Below are 16,495 nucleotides of genomic sequence, written 5' to 3' on the forward strand. Positions count from 1 at the left end.
CACGGCCGCGGTGCATGGCACCGGCCCTGTCAACAGCGCCCGCAGTACCGGAGGTTTCCCAGTGACCCACTACGGCATCGATCAGCTGCCCGGACTCCCCACCCGGGTCACCGTCTGCGAGGTCGGCCCTCGCGACGGGCTGCAGAACGAGTCCCGAACCGTACCGGCCTCGGTGAAGGCGGAGTTGGTGGAGCGCCTGGCCGACGCCGGGCACTCCGTGGTCGAGACCACCAGTCTCGTCCATCCCGAGTGGGTGCCCCAACTCGCCGACGCGGAGGAGGTCCTGCGCCGCATCGACCGCAGGCCGGGCGTACGGTACCCGGTGCTGATCCCCAACATGCGAGGGCTGGACCGGGCCATCGGCCTCGGGCTGGACGACATCGCGGTGTTCGGTTCGGCGACGGAGAGTTTCGCCAAGGCAAACCTCAACCGGACGGTCGCACAGTCCCTGGAGATGTTCGCGCCGGTCGTCGGACGGGCCCGCGAAACCGGGATGCGGGTACGCGGCTACCTCTCGATGTGCTGGGGCGACCCCTGGGAGGGCGAGGTCCCGATTCCGCAGGTGGTGTCGGTGGCCACCCGGCTGCTCGCGCTGGGCTGCACCGAGTTGTCCCTCGGCGACACGATCGGGGTCGCCACTCCCGGCCGGGTCGCAGCCCTGCTGGACGCCCTCACCGCGGCCGGCGTACCGGTGGAGGGCATCGCGGTGCACTTCCACGACACCTACGGTCAGGCGCTCTCCAACACCCTGACCGCCCTGCGGCACGGAGTGACCACCGTCGACGCATCCGCCGGCGGCCTGGGCGGCTGCCCGTACGCGAAGTCCGCCACCGGCAACCTGGCCACAGAGGATCTGCTGTGGCAGCTCGCGGGCCTCGGCATCGACACCGGAGTGGATCTGGACAAGCTCGTCGAGACGAGTACGTGGCTGGCCGCTCTGCTCGGCCGGCCCAGCCCTTCCCACACCGTCCGCGCCCTCGCCGGCGGCTGACCGCCCCGGAAAGACCGACCCAGAAGGCCGACCCGGAAAGAGCGAATGCATGCCTGTCAACAAGATCGCCGAGAGCGCCGCCGCGGCCGTGGCCGACATCGCCGACGGTGCCAGCCTCGCGGTCGGGGGGTTCGGGCACTGCGGCATCCCGACGGCACTGATCGAAGCTCTCGCCGAGGCCGGCACGACGGACCTCGACGTGGCGTCCAACAATTGCGGCACTGACGGGCGGGGGCTGGGCATCTTGCTGGAGCGGCGGCGGATCCGCCGGATCACCGCCTCGTACATCGGCGAGAACAAGGAGTTCGCCCGGCAGTACCTCGCCGGTGAGGTCGAGGTCGAACTCACTCCGCAGGGCACCCTCGCCGAGCGGCTTCGCGCCGGCGGGTGCGGCATCCCCGCCTTCTACACACCCGCCGGGGTCGGCACGGTGATCGCCGACGGAGGCATGCCTCTGCGCTACGGACCGGAGGGCGGGGTACGTCTGTCCTCGCCCCCCAAGGAGACCCGGCGCTTCACCGCGGAAGGCGTCGAGCGCGACTACGTCCTCGAACACGGCCTCCCCACGGACTTCGCACTGATCCGAGCGACCCGTGGCGATCGCTACGGAAACCTCGCCTTCCATTCCTCGGCGCGGAACTTCAACCCCCTGGCCGCGATGGCGGGACGGGTCACGATCGCCGAGGTCGAAGAGCTGGTCGAGCCCGGCGTACTCGGTCCCGACGAGGTGCATCTGCCCGGCATCTACGTCCATCGCGTCGTCGTACTGACCGCGGCGCAGGCCGCGGCGAAAGACATCGAGAAGCTGACGGTCCGAGAGGTGGCCGCATGAGGACCCGGGAGGAGATGGCGGCCCGCGCGGCGGCGGAACTGCGCGACGGCGAGTACGTCAACCTCGGCATCGGAATGCCGACGCTGATCCCCGCCTACGTTCCCGAAGGCATCGACGTGGTGCTGCACTCGGAGAACGGCCTGCTCGGCGTGGGCGACCATCCCCTGCGCGCGGATGTCGACCCCGACCTGATAAACGCCGGCAAGGAGACGGTGACGCTGCGCCCCGCCGCTTCCGTCTTCGACTCCGCGCTGTCCTTCGGGATGATTCGCGGCGGCAAGGTCGATGTCGCCGTCCTCGGCGGCATGCAGGTCTCCGCGGGCGGCGACCTGGCCAACTGGACCGTACCCGGTCGCATGATCAAGGGCATGGGCGGAGCCATGGACCTCGTCCACGGTGCGCGCCGCGTCCTCGTGCTGATGGAACACACCACCCGGACCGGCGAACCGAAGATCGTCGAACGTTGCGGCCTGCCGCTGACCGGGAAGGGCGTGGTCAACCGCATCATCACCGACCTTGCCGTCGTCGACGTCGAGCCGGGCGGACTCACGCTGCGCGAAACCGCCCCCGGCGTCGACGCCGACACGGTCCGCGAGCGCACCGCGGCGGTGCTGCGCGATGGCCGACGAACCGTCGTCTGAGGCCCGGCGCAGTCCGCGCACCCTCCGGGGGGCCGCTGTAGCATGAGCGATCTCCAGGACACAAGGAGCACGGATGCGCACCGGGGATGACGTCAACTCGCTTGAGCGGGCGACGGAGCAGTTCGTCGCGGTGCGTCCTCAGCTCTTCGGCATCGCCTACCGCGTACTGGGCAGCGCCGCGGAGGCCGAGGACGTGTGCCAGGAGACATGGGTGCGGTGGCAGAACGCCGACCGTTCGGACATCGTCGAACCGGCGGCCTTCCTCACCACCATCGCCACCCGACTCGCGATCAACACGGCCCGGTCCGCCCGCGTGCGGCGCGAGGCGTACGTCGGACCGTGGCTTCCGGAGCCCATCGACACCAGCCCGGACCCGCAGGTCGGAGCGGAGCGCGCCGAGGCGGTCGAGATGGCCGTGCTCCTCCTGCTCGAAAAACTGAACCCGGTGGAACGGACCGCCTACGTGCTGCGGGAGGCGTTCGACTACCCCTACCGGCAGGTCGCGGACATCCTGGAGACCAGCGAGGCCAACACCCGCCAGCTGGTGAGCCGCGCGCGCAAGCACCTGGCCACCGAGCGGCGGGAACAGGTCGACCGGACGGAGCACCGGCGGCTGCTGACGGTGTTCCTCACCGCGGCGCGGACGGGCGACCTCAAGGCGCTTGAGGACGTTCTCTCGGCGGACGTCGTCAGCTACACGGACGGGGCCGGAATGCGGGGCGCGTCGCGGATCCCGGTCGTCGGGCTCGCGCATGTCTCCCGGTACCTCGCCGCATTCGCACCACGTTTCTGGCCGGAGTCGGACGTCCGCTGGGTCGAGGCCAACGGGCGCACGGCCGTTCTCGTCCTGTCCGGCGGGAACGCTGTCGCCCTGCTCTGCGTCGACGCCTCGGCGGAGGGTATCGACCGGATCATGTGGGTGATGAGCCCCGCCAAGCTCGCGGCCTTCGCGGAGTCGCAGAAGACCTGAGCCCGTCACCGACGGGCCGGGGCGGGCCGTGGTGCCTCGACCGGAGTGGGCGCGCTGTGGCGGGCGCACCTCGTCACCTTCGGGTGGGCGAACTGGGTCCGGCCGCCGCGGCGGGACACGGCCCCGCCTGAATGGCCGCAGGAACCTATGGCGGACCGCGCAACCAACCGGCGCGCTCATGTGTCTGATGAACACTGCATCAGGACAGGAGAGACATGGACACTCCCCCCGTGGGCCCGGGCCGCGGGCCCGAGAAGTGGTTGCTGCGCGTCGGTGTCGTGGGCCTGTTCATTGCGACCCCCGGTGTGGCGGTCGGCTACTTCGAGGGGTTCGAGGACGGAACGGAGGCCGGTGCCTTCGCCTTGGTCATGATGTCCATCGGCGGCCTGCTGACGGGTCTCACGGCCTTGGCCGGCCTGGCGCGCAGGCTGGATCCCGAGTCGCGAAGGGAGCGCCGGCGCAGAACGGCCGTCCTGGCTTCCCGGCGGGCTCCTCTGGCCACCGCTGATCTCACTTACGCGACTCTCCTCGAAGCTGCCATGAGTTCCGCGTGCGGAGCCCCACGGCAGCAGCCTCTCGCGCCCGAGACCGATGACCGAGGGCAGTTGGTCTGGTGGCGCGATCGTGGTCTGCTCACCGCGTTCCGCCTTCCCGGCACCGCCGCCACGGCCGTCTGCACAGCCCTCGTGGGGCTCGGTGGTGTGCTGCACATCTTCGGCGGGGCCGGCCGTGGCTGGGTCTTCCTCGTGGCCTCGGCCTGCTGCACGGTGGTCGGGGTGTTCGAAGCACGGCGCGCCCGCGCTCTCGCTCGTGTGGCCGTCAGCGAGGACGTACGCCCGATGCGCTGGCTGCTGCTGCGCGAACCCCACGACGGAGACGCCTACTTGGTGCTGTACCGGGCCGATGGCGACCCGGACGAGACTGCGCCCATGCTCCTGCGGATAGCCACGAAGCGGCAGGCTCTGCGGCTTGCGCCGGCGGGCGTCGCGGACGTCCACGGCCTGCTGCGTCCCGACGCTGCGCTCGTGCCATGGATCGACGGCTCACCTGTGTGGACCTGGCACTCCGTGGCCACGCTCGACCTGACCTCTGAGGGTGACCAGTGGCGGCTGACCTATCTCACAGGATCCATTCCGCGCGACGCCCGGGCGTGAGTCCGCTCAAGGCACGCCCGCCGACCGAGGCGCGGACACGAAGTGACACCCCCGTCCCCGCCCGCCCGACATACCGCAGGAGGCAGGACGTGATCGACGGGAGCTTGAGGAGGGTCTTGCCATGGTGAACGGGAGCGAGACATCGGGACGGTTGCGGTGCTTCTTCGCCCTGTACAGGATCAGGACCCGCGTTGCTTCTTCTCTGGTTCTGCTGCTCGGCGCCGGCACGTTGTGGATGGTTGCCGTGCTGCACTTCGGCGCCGACGAGGCCGCCGAAACGACTGTCTCCCTCCTGCCGATGTACCTCCTCGTCCACTACATGGTGTGGCGATTCAGGCTCAGTCCTGGTGTGGGTGCCGGCCCGGACGGCCTCGTGGTGAGGAACGAGTACTTGGAGCACCGGATCCCGTGGTCCGAGGTGAGCCATGTCGCATGGGGCAGGGGCATCGAGGGCCGAATCCTGCGCGTACGCGCGAACGGCGTCACGGTCGGTTCCGCTGCTTTCAGAGGAGTCGTCGTTCCCGAGGCGGAGCGCCGCAGAATACTGGCGTTCATCGAAGAGGCGAGGAGGAGTCCGTCGGCTGGCAATGGCACGTACCGCGTGCGTACGGTCTTCGGTCCGGCGGAGGTTGTGTGCCTGGTGGGATTCGTGTCCGCCCTGATCGTCGCGACGAACTGACCGGGCCGCGGGAACGCGTACACGGTGCGGAATGCCCGTCCCGCGGTCAAGTCCGCCGCGATCACCCTGCGTCCGGGCCGAGTTCAGCCTGGCGGTCCTTCTCCGCCTGGGCGTCCCGCTTACGCTGAAGGCGGTAACAACCGTCCGGTTCCAGCTTCTCGGCGGACACGTCAACACGCCGCTCCCTCTCCGCACGAAACTCGAAGCAGTCCCTGCCCTGCGGGCCCACGCCGCCCGACAGCCATACGGGAGCGATGAGTTGACCGCCCCTGATCTCGCTGTCCGCGAGTTCGACGCCCAGGGTGCTCCAGACCTCGGCGGATCGGGCGCCCTCCGGACCACCGGCGGCAACCGCGGTACGCAGTTCGGTGACGATGTCCTCACTGACGGCCGCGGGCTCACGGTAGAGCCGGTCCGACCGCACCAGGCAGGCTTTCTCCGGTAGTTCGCGTACACCGACGGACGGATCGGCCGTGGCCGGGACGACCTCGAAGCGGTAACAGCCGGTGGCGTGCGTGCCCCCGAAACCGACGTTCACCATGCCGAGGAATCGAGCGGTGACCGTCACCCGCCCTGCACGCCGCTCGGTCAGCGGTGTCCTTTTGCTCATGTTCCGGACCGCGCGCCGGATCTCCGTGTCCAGCAGCACACCATCGGCGGCCGACCTCGCCAGCCGGGCGCGCGCACCGTCGGCGGCTTCCCTGACCTGGTCCCGGGCGTCGACTTCGGCCTCCCTGCCGGTGTTCCAGAAGGACACCATCACGACCACTACGCACACAAGCGCCAGTACCGGCACCGCCAGACAGCCCTTGAACAGACAACCCCCGCGCATCGCGATACCCGCACACTCCCCGTCCGGTTCTCCGCCGGCACGTCGCCGAACGGGGCCCGTCACGACGGCAGCACGTCGGCGGGCACAGCGCAGCCTGCCATCCCGTCGGCCGTCCCGTCAGCCATCGAGCGACTCCCCGTGCGGGCGACGGCGCGCGTATGGAGGCCGGGGGTACGGAGCACTGCGATTGAAATGGTTCAATTTCGCAGCCCTGCAGACCCGGAGCATCCCGCTATCACACACCCCTTGGAAATACGTCTGGCAACCCGCCGCGGCCTACGGCACCACCGGCACGGCAGGAACGAAGACCAGCAAGGAGCCCGTCCATGTCGACATCGACCGACTCACGCCCTGGACGGACATCCCGAAGCTGAAGAACACCTCGGGCACCGGGACCTACGACACGACCGTCACCCTGCCCGCCACCTGGAAGAAGGGCAGCGGCGCCCGGCTCGACCTGGGACAGGTCACCGACTCCTACACCCTCACCGTCAACGGCACCGAGGTACCCACCGTCAACCAGCTGAACGCGACGGCGGACATCGGCGCCTACCTGCACGCCGGCAAGAACACCGTCAGCGTCCGGGTCTCCACCACGCTCATCAACCGGCTGCGCACCCTCTCCAGCGCACTGTCCACCCGCACCGCACAGGCCAACGGTCTCGCCGGTCCGGTCACGCTGACCCCGTACAGCATCACCAGGGTCAACTGACCATCACCACGGCTGGGGGTGCACACCGTCGGTGTGCACCCCCAGCGCTACGCACGGGGCCAGGACCGGGCATCATCACCGGTACCGGTACCAGTGGGCGATGCCGGTGCAGACGCCGATCAGTACGGCGTGCGTGAACTGATCGGCCTGCACGGCGTCCTGGGAATTGCCACCGGCCGTCACGCTCCTCGTGACGATCGGTGAGAAACGAGGCGGAACACATGGGCAAGAGCTGGCCCGCGCCCTTCGCGGTCAACGCCCTGCTCGGGATCCCGGGCATCGTGCCCTACTGGCTGGTGTTCTACTTCGCCGTGAACTGGCCACTGGCCGGACTCGGCCTCGCTGGGAGCAACCCCACGGAGAACGACGGTGTCCTGCCCTGGCTACTGGTCGGCGGGCCGGTCCTCACCCTGTTCTTCCTCCTGTGGTGGCTGGTCAACCGACCGCTCCGACGCCGCACCCTGCTGGCACCGAGGGCTTACTGGCTGCTGAGCTTCGCGGCCACCACTCTGCCCACGCTCATCCTCTTCGTCGTCTTTTAGCGAGCCCTTTCAGGGGGTGGCCTGGGGCCGGGTGTACGCGGTGGAGACGCTGTGTCGGCACGTGGACGATCACCCGGCCATCCGGCCCTGGCTACTGCGCCGGGCCGCCGACGGCGACTTCCTCAACAGCGCACACAGGACACACAGGGCGGATCCTTCACGTAATGACGTATTGCGAAGGGATGGGTACGTCTCTCCGCCACTACCCACAGGCGTTCGAAGTGCTGGAGGCTCACGTGCGGCATCCAGGACTTCTCGGGCCCACGTCCCAGCGCTGTTCCGTCGCAACCACAGTCGCCGCCCATCTGGCGAAGGAGACGCCCCTGTGGTCCGACGATGCTGAACTCAGGGCTCGTCGGCATCGGGTGCGGCCAGCATACGTTGCGCTGACCGACCGCACGGCCTGGTGCAACTGAGCAGGATCAGTGGCCTGTTGGCACGGATCACTTGCGCTGCGATTACAGGGAGGTCATCCGCCCTGCAGATCCTGCGTGCCGACCAACACCAAGACACCGTTCTCGGACCACCAGCCGTCCGCGTACCTTTCCGAATCCGGACCGCCGGTCCATCGGCCGCCAGTGCCCTGCCAGTTGTGGCAGGAACGCGGGCAACAGACCTCACGCACCTCACACATGGTATAGATTCACGTCTCTTGCGCATATAACGACCAATGGGGGGCGACATGAACCAGCACGACCCGCAGAACCAGAACCCACAGAATCCGCAGAATCCGAACTGGGGCCAGCAGCCGCAGCAACCGCAGTGGGGCGGACCGCAGCAGCAGCCGGGGTGGGGAGCCCCGCCCCCGCCGCCACCGCGGAAGAGCAACACGGGTCGCAACATCGGCATCGGATGCGCCGGCGCCGTCGGCCTGCTCGTCATCCTGGGCATTTTCGGCGCCGCTCTCGGCGGCGACTCCGACGACAGCACCGGCAAAGACACAACTGCGGTCGCCAGCAAGGACAGTGGTGCAGGGGACGAGAAGAGCGAGACATCGAAGAAGAAGGAAGAGGCGGCGCCCGAGTCGCCCATCAAGGTCACCGCGAAGGAGACCGCCTTCAACGGCTCGATCCTGGCGCAGAACGGCAACTACACCAGCGTGTCCGTGACGATCACGAACAACAGTGACGACACGATCGACGTGAACCCGCTCTACTTCGCGATCACCGACAGCAAGGGCACGAAACATGCCTCTGAGCTGGCCGCCGACGAGAACCAGATCGACACCGTGAAGTTGGCCCCCGGCGAGAACGTCACCGGAGCGGTCACCGGCAAGGGCAAGTTCACCGCGAAGACCGTGACATACACGGACGGGCTCATCGGCGAATCGATCCGCGCCGACGTGTCCTGACTCTGCGCCCTGTAAGCCCGGCCCGCTTCCGTGCGCGGTCGGGCTTCGCCATGACGCCGGCCACATACGCACTTTCCCGATCACCGACACGATCAAGAAGGCCGTAGCCGCCCGCAGTCGCCAGGTCCGCGGCGTCGTTCTTCACATCGACAAGGACACCCAGTGCAGTGCGGCCACCTTCGCCGAGGTCTGCCGCCGGTGCCGTAGGTCGCGAAGCAGGTGTTCCGGCAGCGTGCCGCCCGGATGTGGCATTTTGTGGTCCACCGCCTGCTGGGCAATGCCGGTCAACTCGGTGACGTAGGTGGGCAGTTGTGGCCGGGACGGATCAGTACTTTCCCAAGGCGCCTGCGGGCGTTCCTGACATCGCTCCCTACCGACGGTCCGCCGCCGAAGCCGGTGAGCCTTCTTGCCTGCGGCTTCCTGACGTGCGACGGGCTCAAGAGCTAGGCACCGTCGTTGCCGTCGCGCAGGGAATGAATCATGCTTCGCAAGATCCGGAACGCGCCTGACTGCTCGGTCTCGGTCATGCCGGCCAGCATTCTGACCTCGACCGACCGGACCGCCAAGGTCGCCTTCTCCAGGCTCCGGCGGCCGCGAGGCGTGAGCCGCGTGGGAAGAACCTTGCCGACGGGCGCCTCCGCGGGCCTGGTCACGTAACCCTCTCGCTCCAGGGTCTGGAGCAGCACGTTCATCGACTGCCTCGTGACGAACGCGCCCCGTGCGAGCTCGGAGTTCGACAGGCCCGGTCGTTGCGCCAGCAGCTCAAGGCAGGAGTAGTGCGTCACGCTCATCCCGAGCGGCCGCAACACCTCCTCCATCGCCGCGCGCAGGACGCTCGACGCCTCTTTCAGCAGGTAGCCGAGAGACGACTCCAGGTCGACACCGTCTTGATTCATGTCAGCATTCTGACATAGGTTGACCTGTGTCAGAAAACTGACACGAGAATGAGGAGCATCACCATGCCCGCCACCGGACCCGACTTCATCTCGCTCCAAGCGCGCGACCTCGACGCGTCACAGGCGTTCTACGAGCAGTACCTCGGCTTCGTCCGCTCGCCGGCCGGACCCCCGCACGCCGTCGTCTTCGAGACGAAGCCGATCGCGTTCGCACTCCGCGCCGTCGTTCCCGGCACCGATCTCGCATCCGTTGCCCAGCCCGGCATCGGTGCCGCGATCTGGCTCCACGCCACCGACGTCCAGGCCATCCACGATGCTCTCGTCGCCGACGGTCACACCATCGTCTCCGCACCGATCGACGGCCCCTTCGGCCGGACCTTCACCTTCGCCGACCCCGACGGCTACCACGTCACCCTCCACGACCGCGCCTGATACTCCCCACGCCAACAGACAGCTGGGCCGCCGGCACCCGTTGGGGCGACAACAGCCGCTCAGCCGTACGCGGTGAAGAGCGCTTCCAGATAGTCCTCCAGGCGCTCTGCCAGGACGGATGACGTCAGGTCTTCTCTCCCTAGTTCCCGCCACGGCCCGGCGACCTTCTCCGCGTCCGGCGCGAAGGCCAGCGCGTCCAGCACACGCCAGTACAGGTGGTCCGGGTTGTCGCCGAGCGTTCCACCGGCTGCGGCGTAGTGCTCGGCCAGCCGCATACCCGCGGGCACTCCGCAACAGAGCAAGTGCGGTGGAGCAGTGGGCGACATCCAGGTCAGCCGGCCCCCAGGACGTCTCCACCCAGTCCACGACACCGGTGATCGTCATGGCGGCTCCCTCCCCGCTGAAGAGCACGTTCCCAGGGTGGAAGTCACGGTGCAGGAAACAGGACCGGTGAGCAGGCGGAGGGCGGCGGATCACGTCGACGGCCCGCCGCCACACGTCCGACCGTCGCGGACGGTCGGGCAGCCGCACCCGCTCCGGACTCGTCCATGCCTGATACGTGCGCGGCCGGTCCCCCGCAGGGACGGGCAATCCGTGTATCACCGCGAGCTGCCGGGCCAGGAGTTCCGTCTGCCGCTCGAAGCCCTCTGTCGTCAGCCTGAGGCTTCCCGGCAACATGGACATCAGCAACGACGGATGATCACAGTGCTCGGCTGACGCATCGACACGGTGGAGACGAGCGGCCGGCACGGTCGTGTCGGCGAGCAACCGGAGGACGTCCGCTTCCCTCGTCAGCAGCCCCGGCGCGTGCTCCACGAAGAACGGTTATGTGAACGACCTGAGCACGAGGGAGTACGGCTCGTCCTTCCCCTCGATGTCGAGGCGGCGCATCCGTGACGTCCACCCGCCGCGCAGCGTTTCAACAGCACGAATGCGGTCTCCGGAAGGGAGGTGCTCCTCCGCCCACGCACGAGTGGCGGCCCAGCCCGTGTCCCCGCCGTCGTGTTCAACAACCACTGTGCGCCTGCCCTCAGCCATGACCGCAGCCTAGTGACCGGGAAAGAACGTCCCGAACGGACACGTGCTCGCTCTGCCACGCACACAGCGTCACTCTGGGGCCACCAACGCCCGGACCGGACCCGCGGGACGCGTCACACCATGACCGAATCACCCGAATCCAGCTCCTCCCACCACCGGTGGGCGCTCTCGTTCAGGTGCGTACGGGCGATCGGACCCTTCTTCATCTCCCAGCGGGCCAGCCACGAAGTGACACGGCCCGGGCCAGCGGGCTGGGCCTGGGCCACCGCGGCCGGCCCGCCGCAGCCAGTCCCCGAGCAAGTCGGGCTCGTACTCCCCCTCAGCCAGCATCGAAGCACCGCTCGCTTCCGGTCTCGCGATCACAGCCGCTGCGAACACCACACTGCTGCGAGCCGGCCGCCGCGGGCAACCGCCGAGCCGCTCAGCCGGTACGGGAACTCGTCCCGTTCGCAGGCCCGGCGCAGGTGCGATGCGAGCAGCGTCTCCGGGGTGACACACCGCCCCGAGACGCGGGGCGCTGCGCCAGTGGAGTGACTCCAACCGGCGACAGGTCCCGCAGCGGGCAGGAATCAGCGCATCCGTTAACAGGCCCGTGAGAGAAGCACTGGTGTGCAGGTGACCGAGAGTGAAGGGGAGTTGTGCATGCTGGGACTCCGGCCCACCGTGGCCGAAGCTGCCGTGCCCGTCGACAGTCCGCTCACGGCCCTGGAGGCCGTCCGCGCCGTCGAGGCGGAGCTCGGGCGTGTACTCGACACCAAAGCGCGCGGGGCCTTCGACGTGGACCAGGTGTTCGCGCAGGACGTCGCAGGCCGCGTCACCGCGTTCGTCCGCCGGGGCGGCAAGCGGCTGCGCTCGGCGTTCGCATGGTGCGGCTGGCGGGCCGCGGGCGGCTCGGGTGACCCCACCCCGCTCCTGCGGACCGCGGCCGCGCTCGAACTCGTACAGGCCTGCGCTCTCATACACGACGACGTCATGGACGGATCACCGCTCCGCCGGGGCGCACCGGCTGTCCATGTGGAACTGGCCCGCATGCACCGCAACACCGGGATGACCGGCTCACCGGAAGCGTTCTCGACCTCCGTCGCGATACTCGCGGGCGACCTCGCCCTGGTCTGGGCGGACGACGTGCTGACCGAGACGGCACTCGGTTCGCCGCACGGCACGCGGCTGTTCCACGAGTGGCAGGCGATGCGCACGGAGATGGTCGCCGGTCAGTACCGCGACATCCACGCGCAGGCCGCCGGATCGTCCGGCGTCGACGAGGCAGTGAGCATCGCCACGCTCAAGAGCGCCCTGTACACGGTCGAGCGGCCCCTGGCGCTGGGCGCGTCCCTGACCGGTGGCGACGAACACACCCTGCGCGCCCTCCGCTCCGCCGGGCGCTGTGCCGGGCTGGCTTTCCAACTGCGGGACGACCTCCTCGGCACCTACGGCAACCCGAACAAGACCGGCAAACCCGCCGACGACGATCTACGGACCCGCAAACTCACCTATCTCCTCGCGGTCGGCTTGTGGCTCGCTGACGCCGCCGGTGACGAGGAGGCGGCCGACGCCCTGGGCCCCGGCTCCAGCATCGAGGTCGGCGCCGGCATCCGGTCGGACGACGCGGTGAACCGGATGCGAGCGGCCCTGGAGCGGACCGGCGCCAGGGACGTCGTGGAGTCCAAGATCTCGGAGTTGGCGGCGACGAGCGTACGGCACTTCGCGGGGGCCACCACCGACCCCGTCGTACGGCGGGAGTTCACCACGTTGGTCGAGCGCGCTTCGGGCGTCGCACCGGGACACACCGGGGAGGCGGCATGAGAACCGTACCGGGGCCGACGGATCATGTCGTCGTGGTGGGCGCCGGGCTGTCCGGCCTCGCCTGCGCGCTGCACCTGCTGGGCTCCGGCCGCCGGGTGACCGTCGTCGAACGGAACGCCGGACCGGGCGGCCGAGCCGGCCACGTACGCATGGGCGGCTTCGAGGTGGACACCGGCCCCACGGTGCTGACCATGCCCCACCTGGCCGACGAAGCCTTCGCCGCCGTCGGTGACAGCCTCGCCCGGCACGTCGAGCTGACGGCCCTCCACCCGGCCTACCGGGCGTCCTTCGCGGACGGGACTTCGCTCGACGTGCACACGGACGGCGAGGCCATGGAGGCGGAGGTGCGGCGGTTCGCGGGACCGGCCGAGGCAGCGGGCTACCGCGAGCTGAGGGACTGGCTGGAGCGGCTGTACCGGGCGCAGATGCGGCGCTTCATCGACACCAACTTCGACTCCCCCTTCCAGCTGCTCCACCCGGACCTGGCCCGGCTGGCGGCGCTGGGCGGCTTCGGACGACTGGACCGCCGTATCGGCCGCTTCCTCTCCGACCCGCGTCTGCGCCGCATCTTCTCCTTCCAGGCCCTGTACGCCGGAGTCGCCCCGGCCAGGGCCCTCGCGGCGTACGCGGTGATCGCCTACATGGACACGGTGGCCGGCGTCTGGTTCCCGAAGCACGGCATCCACGCGCTGCCCCGGGGCATGGCGAACGCGGCGGCCGGCGCGGGCGCCGACTTCCGCTGGTCGGCCGACGTGACCTCGCTCGAACACAGCGGCGGTCGGGTGCGTGCCGTACATGTCGCCTCGGGCGAGCGGATCCCCTGCGACGCGGTGGTGCTGACCTGCGAGCTCTCCACGGCGCACCGGCTCGTCGGACGGACGCCCAGGCGCCCGGTGGGGCTGCGGCACTCACCGTCGGCCGTGGTGCTGCACGCGGGGACCGACCGTACGTGGCCCGGTCTCGCCCACCACACCCTCTCGTTCGGCGGGGCCTGGGAGGGCACCTTCGAAGAGCTGACCCGGTCGGGGAAGCTGATGAGCGACCCGTCCCTGCTGATCACCCGGCCGACGGCACACGACCCCACCCTCGCCCCGCCGGGCAAGCACCTGCACTACGTGCTGGCCCCCTGCCCGAACACCGACCTCGGCCCCTCCGCCGAGGCCTGGCGGGACCTCGGCCCCCGCTACCGCGACAGTCTGGTCGCCGAACTGGAACGTCGGGGCCTGCACGGATTCGCCGACAGCGTGCAGGAGGAACTGCTGGTGACCCCGCTGGACTGGGCGGCGCAGGGGCATGCGGCGGGCAGCCCGTTCTCGGTGTCCCACACCTTCGCCCAGACAGGGCCGTTCCGCCCGCGCAACCTGGTGCGCGGCCTGGAGAACGTCGTGCTGGCCGGCTGCGGCACCACACCCGGCGTCGGTGTGCCGACGGTGCTCATCAGCGGAAAGCTCGCCGCCGCACGCGTCACAGGCGGTGTCACAAGCGGCGTCACAGGCGGTGTCACAAGCGGTGTCACAGGTGGTGTCCGAGGCAGTGGCCCGCGTATCCGTCCCGTACCGCGCGCCGCACGTAGCGCCGCGGTCCCCACCGAGGAAGGCGCTCATGACGCGTCGTGAGCTGGACGCCGCAGACATCACCGATCCCGCCCTGCGTGCGGCCTATGCCCACTGCCGGCGGCTCAACGCCCGCCACGGCCGGACCTACTTCCTGGCCACCCGACTGCTCCCGGTGGAACGCCGCTCCGCGGTCCACGCGCTGTACGGTTTCGCCCGCTGGGCGGACGACATCGTGGACGACCTCGACCGGCACCGGACTCCCGACGAGCGCGACCGGCTGCTGAGGTGCCTGGAGAGCGACCTCTCGCACGGGCTGCGTACCGGATCCGGGGACGAGCCGGTGGTGCGGGCCGTGGCCGACACCGCAAGCCGGTACGCCATCGAGCACACGCTGTTCGCCGACTTCCTGGCGTCGATGCGCAGCGACCTGCACATCACGGACTATCCGACCTACGCCGACCTGCGCGCCTACATGCACGGCTCGGCCGCGGTGATCGGGCTGCAGATGCTGCCCGTGCTGGGCACGGTCACCTCACGCGAGGAAGCGGCACCGCGCGCCGCCGACCTGGGCGTGGCCTTCCAGCTCACCAACTTCCTGCGCGACGTGGGCGAGGACCTGGACCGGGGCCGCGTCTACCTGCCCACGGACCTGCTCGCGGCCCACGGCGTGGACCGTTCGCTTCTGGAGTGGAGCCGCCGCACGGGACGCCACGACGCGCGGATTCGTAGGGCGCTCGTCGCCGCCGAGGGCATGACCAGGGAGGTCTACCGGGCGGCGGAACCGGGCATCGCCATGCTGAACCCTCGGACGCGGCCCTGCATCCGCACCGCGTTCACCCTCTACGGCGGCATTCTCGACGCGATCGCGGACCAGGACTACACAGTGCTGCACCGCCGCGCGGTCGTGTCGCGCGGGCGCCGTGCGGCGACGGCCGCCGCGGGGATCGCCGGCATCGCGAGGGCGCGCTGGGGCGCTCGCGCCTCCCGTCGGACATCACGGGCGGACGTCACGCCCCTGCAGCGGAAGGGATCCGTGCGGTGAGTGACCGGGCGAACCGAGCAGGCTGGACGCCGCCGTTGCGGCGGCGCCGTCGGTCGGACTGGGCGGCACAGCCGCCGACTTGGCAGGAGGCACGCCCGACGGTCATCTCCGACGCACTCAAACGGGCGTCCGCCCGTGCGTCCGGGAACTGGTTCGTCGTGGGTGCCTCGCGGGACGTGCGCGTGGGCGGCGGCCCCTACGGCAGAACGGTCGGCGGCGTCGAAGTCGTGCTGTGGCGGTCGGACACGGGCCGGCTGCGGGCCGGCCCGGGCGTCTGCCCGCACCTCGGCGCCCCTCTGCGCGACAGCCGGGTGGTGTGCGGCACGTTGGTGTGCCACTGGCACGGACTGGCCCTGGACGGAGGGTCGTTCGCGGGTTGGGATCCCTTCCCCGCCCACGACGACGGTGTACTCGTATGGGTCCGGCTGGACTCGGTGGGCGGCGAGCAGCCGTCCGAGCAGCCCTTGGTTCCGGAACGGCCGACGGCGGGCAGCGGAGTCGACGCCGTCTTCACGGCCGTCGGCCGGTGCGAGCCACAGGACGTGGTCGCCAACCGGCTGGACCCCTGGCACGGTTCGTGGTTCCACCCCTACTCGTTCGTCGACCTCACCGTGACCCGCCCGCCGCTCGGCGAGACGGACGACGCGTTCGTCGTCGATGTCTCCTTCCGCCTGACCGACCGTCTGGTGGTGCCGGTGCGGGCGGAGTTCACCGCTCCCGGGCCACGTACCGTGGTGATGCGCATCACCGAAGGTGAGGGGACCACGTCCGTGGTCGAGACCCATGCCACGCCGCTGACCGGCGCGGCCGAGGAGCAGCCGCGGACCGCCGTGATCGAAGCGGTCGTGGCTGCCTCGGACCGGCGGGGTTTCGCCCTGGCACGGGCTGCCGCGCCCGCGCTGCGCCCGTTGATGCGCCGGACGGCCGGCCGGTTGTGGCGGGACGACCTGGCCTACGCGGAGCGGCGCTGGGCGTTGCGCAGCACGGGACGCTTCCCGGGCTGAGCGGAGGGCGTGCCGGCGAC

17 protein-coding genes and 1 pseudogene are annotated in these 16,495 nt (G+C 69.9%); 14 read left to right on the forward strand and 4 right to left on the reverse strand.

Annotation, left to right across the window (positions count from 1 at the left end; all coding sequences use genetic code 11):
- Positions 1–61 precede the first annotated feature (61 nt).
- The 6 genes from ACH4DZ_RS00495 to ACH4DZ_RS00520 all read left to right on the forward strand — a co-directional run bounded on the left by ACH4DZ_RS00495 (position 62) and on the right by ACH4DZ_RS00520 (position 5,267).
- Positions 62–991, forward strand: a complete 930-nt coding sequence (locus ACH4DZ_RS00495) for a hydroxymethylglutaryl-CoA lyase (protein WP_398284651.1) — start codon at positions 62–64, stop codon at positions 989–991.
- Positions 992–1,040: 49 nt separating this feature from the next.
- Positions 1,041–1,823 (forward strand): CoA transferase subunit A, encoded by a 783-nt coding sequence (locus ACH4DZ_RS00500; RefSeq protein WP_398284652.1) that lies wholly within the window; start codon positions 1,041–1,043, stop codon positions 1,821–1,823.
- A complete protein-coding gene (locus tag ACH4DZ_RS00505) occupies positions 1,820–2,464 on the forward strand; it encodes a 3-oxoacid CoA-transferase subunit B (RefSeq protein ID WP_398284653.1) in 645 nt (214 codons plus the stop codon). The genes ACH4DZ_RS00500 and ACH4DZ_RS00505 overlap by 4 nt, the downstream gene beginning before the upstream one ends.
- 73 nt (positions 2,465–2,537) lie before the next feature.
- The gene (locus tag ACH4DZ_RS00510) at positions 2,538–3,434 is read left to right on the forward strand and encodes an RNA polymerase sigma-70 factor (protein ID WP_398284654.1); all 897 of its coding nucleotides are present in this window, start codon (positions 2,538–2,540) and stop codon (positions 3,432–3,434) included.
- A 215-nt stretch (positions 3,435–3,649) separates the two neighbouring features.
- Positions 3,650–4,588, forward strand: coding sequence for a hypothetical protein (locus tag ACH4DZ_RS00515; RefSeq protein WP_398284655.1), 939 nt, complete (start codon positions 3,650–3,652; stop codon positions 4,586–4,588).
- A gap of 121 nt (positions 4,589–4,709) precedes the next feature.
- Entirely contained in the window at positions 4,710–5,267 is a 558-nt protein-coding gene (locus ACH4DZ_RS00520; RefSeq protein WP_398284656.1) for a hypothetical protein, read from the forward strand.
- Between the two features lie 61 nt (positions 5,268–5,328).
- On the opposite strand, the gene ACH4DZ_RS00525 is transcribed toward ACH4DZ_RS00520, so the two are convergent.
- Positions 5,329–6,099 carry a hypothetical protein gene (locus ACH4DZ_RS00525; protein ID WP_398284657.1) on the reverse strand — a complete coding sequence of 257 codons (771 nt, stop codon included), beginning with the start codon at positions 6,097–6,099 and terminating at the stop codon, positions 5,329–5,331.
- 187 nt (positions 6,100–6,286) lie between these two features.
- On the opposite strand from ACH4DZ_RS00525, the gene ACH4DZ_RS00530 reads away from it, so the two are divergent.
- The 3 genes from ACH4DZ_RS00530 to ACH4DZ_RS00540 all read left to right on the forward strand — a co-directional run bounded on the left by ACH4DZ_RS00530 (position 6,287) and on the right by ACH4DZ_RS00540 (position 8,704).
- On the forward strand, positions 6,287–6,811 hold the full coding sequence (locus ACH4DZ_RS00530) for a glycosylhydrolase-like jelly roll fold domain-containing protein (protein WP_398284658.1): 525 nt from the start codon (positions 6,287–6,289) through the stop codon (positions 6,809–6,811).
- A 221-nt stretch (positions 6,812–7,032) separates the two neighbouring features.
- Positions 7,033–7,353, forward strand: a complete 321-nt coding sequence (locus tag ACH4DZ_RS00535; protein WP_398284659.1) for a hypothetical protein — start codon at positions 7,033–7,035, stop codon at positions 7,351–7,353.
- Positions 7,354–8,035: 682 nt separating this feature from the next.
- Positions 8,036–8,704 (forward strand): DUF4352 domain-containing protein, encoded by a 669-nt coding sequence (locus tag ACH4DZ_RS00540; protein WP_398284660.1) that lies wholly within the window; start codon positions 8,036–8,038, stop codon positions 8,702–8,704.
- A 141-nt stretch (positions 8,705–8,845) separates the two neighbouring features.
- Here the strand turns inward: ACH4DZ_RS00540 and ACH4DZ_RS00545 are convergent, their stop codons facing one another.
- Both ACH4DZ_RS00545 and ACH4DZ_RS00550 read right to left on the reverse strand, forming a co-directional pair.
- Complete coding sequence (locus ACH4DZ_RS00545; RefSeq protein WP_398284661.1) at positions 8,846–8,992, reverse strand: hypothetical protein; 147 nt, start codon at positions 8,990–8,992, stop codon at positions 8,846–8,848.
- Positions 8,993–9,147: 155 nt separating this feature from the next.
- The gene (locus ACH4DZ_RS00550; RefSeq protein ID WP_398284662.1) at positions 9,148–9,600 is read right to left on the reverse strand and encodes a MarR family winged helix-turn-helix transcriptional regulator; all 453 of its coding nucleotides are present in this window, start codon (positions 9,598–9,600) and stop codon (positions 9,148–9,150) included.
- A gap of 63 nt (positions 9,601–9,663) precedes the next feature.
- Between ACH4DZ_RS00550 and ACH4DZ_RS00555 the strand changes: the two genes are divergently transcribed.
- The gene (locus tag ACH4DZ_RS00555) at positions 9,664–10,032 is read left to right on the forward strand and encodes a VOC family protein (protein WP_398284663.1); all 369 of its coding nucleotides are present in this window, start codon (positions 9,664–9,666) and stop codon (positions 10,030–10,032) included.
- 59 nt (positions 10,033–10,091) lie between these two features.
- Here the strand turns inward: ACH4DZ_RS00555 and ACH4DZ_RS00560 are convergent.
- Positions 10,092–11,070: pseudogene (locus tag ACH4DZ_RS00560) on the reverse strand (phosphotransferase family protein).
- Positions 11,071–11,712: 642 nt separating this feature from the next.
- Here ACH4DZ_RS00560 and ACH4DZ_RS00565 point away from each other — a divergent pair.
- From ACH4DZ_RS00565 to ACH4DZ_RS00580, 4 genes are read left to right on the forward strand one after another with little or no spacing between them, the layout of a single operon-like run.
- Positions 11,713–12,873: a polyprenyl synthetase family protein gene (locus ACH4DZ_RS00565; protein ID WP_398284664.1), complete on the forward strand. Its 1,161-nt coding sequence runs from the start codon at positions 11,713–11,715 to the stop codon at positions 12,871–12,873.
- On the forward strand, positions 12,870–14,489 hold the full coding sequence (gene crtI, locus ACH4DZ_RS00570; protein ID WP_398284665.1) for a phytoene desaturase family protein: 1,620 nt from the start codon (positions 12,870–12,872) through the stop codon (positions 14,487–14,489). The genes ACH4DZ_RS00565 and crtI overlap by 4 nt, the downstream gene beginning before the upstream one ends.
- The gene (locus tag ACH4DZ_RS00575; RefSeq protein WP_398284666.1) at positions 14,476–15,471 is read left to right on the forward strand and encodes a phytoene/squalene synthase family protein; all 996 of its coding nucleotides are present in this window, start codon (positions 14,476–14,478) and stop codon (positions 15,469–15,471) included. The genes crtI and ACH4DZ_RS00575 overlap by 14 nt, the downstream gene beginning before the upstream one ends.
- Entirely contained in the window at positions 15,468–16,475 is a 1,008-nt protein-coding gene (locus ACH4DZ_RS00580) for a DUF5914 domain-containing protein (RefSeq protein ID WP_398284667.1), read from the forward strand. Before ACH4DZ_RS00575 ends, ACH4DZ_RS00580 begins: the two co-directional genes overlap by 4 nt.
- Positions 16,476–16,495: the final 20 nt, after the last annotated feature.

Source organism: Streptomyces sp. NPDC017991, assembly GCF_044328075.1.
In the GTDB taxonomy this organism is placed as follows: domain Bacteria; phylum Actinomycetota; class Actinomycetes; order Streptomycetales; family Streptomycetaceae; genus Streptomyces.

What these genes read in the sequence shown, in the direction of transcription:
- ACH4DZ_RS00500 (WP_398284652.1), top strand. Translation starts at nt 1,041, where the DNA reads ATGCCTGTCAACAAGATCGCCGAGAGCGCCGCCGCGGCCGTGGCCGAC.
- ACH4DZ_RS00505 (WP_398284653.1), top strand. Translation starts at nt 1,820, where the DNA reads ATGAGGACCCGGGAGGAGATGGCGGCCCGCGCGGCGGCGGAACTGCGC.
- ACH4DZ_RS00510 (WP_398284654.1), top strand. Translation starts at nt 2,538, where the DNA reads ATGCGCACCGGGGATGACGTCAACTCGCTTGAGCGGGCGACGGAGCAG.
- ACH4DZ_RS00515 (WP_398284655.1), top strand. Translation starts at nt 3,650, where the DNA reads ATGGACACTCCCCCCGTGGGCCCGGGCCGCGGGCCCGAGAAGTGGTTG.
- ACH4DZ_RS00520 (WP_398284656.1), top strand. Translation starts at nt 4,710, where the DNA reads ATGGTGAACGGGAGCGAGACATCGGGACGGTTGCGGTGCTTCTTCGCC.
- ACH4DZ_RS00525 (WP_398284657.1), bottom strand. Translation starts at nt 6,099, where the DNA reads ATGCGCGGGGGTTGTCTGTTCAAGGGCTGTCTGGCGGTGCCGGTACTG.
- ACH4DZ_RS00535 (WP_398284659.1), top strand. Translation starts at nt 7,033, where the DNA reads ATGGGCAAGAGCTGGCCCGCGCCCTTCGCGGTCAACGCCCTGCTCGGG.
- ACH4DZ_RS00540 (WP_398284660.1), top strand. Translation starts at nt 8,036, where the DNA reads ATGAACCAGCACGACCCGCAGAACCAGAACCCACAGAATCCGCAGAAT.
- ACH4DZ_RS00550 (WP_398284662.1), bottom strand. Translation starts at nt 9,600, where the DNA reads ATGAATCAAGACGGTGTCGACCTGGAGTCGTCTCTCGGCTACCTGCTG.
- ACH4DZ_RS00555 (WP_398284663.1), top strand. Translation starts at nt 9,664, where the DNA reads ATGCCCGCCACCGGACCCGACTTCATCTCGCTCCAAGCGCGCGACCTC.
- ACH4DZ_RS00565 (WP_398284664.1), top strand. Translation starts at nt 11,713, where the DNA reads ATGCTGGGACTCCGGCCCACCGTGGCCGAAGCTGCCGTGCCCGTCGAC.
- crtI (WP_398284665.1), top strand. Translation starts at nt 12,870, where the DNA reads ATGAGAACCGTACCGGGGCCGACGGATCATGTCGTCGTGGTGGGCGCC.
- ACH4DZ_RS00575 (WP_398284666.1), top strand. Translation starts at nt 14,476, where the DNA reads ATGACGCGTCGTGAGCTGGACGCCGCAGACATCACCGATCCCGCCCTG.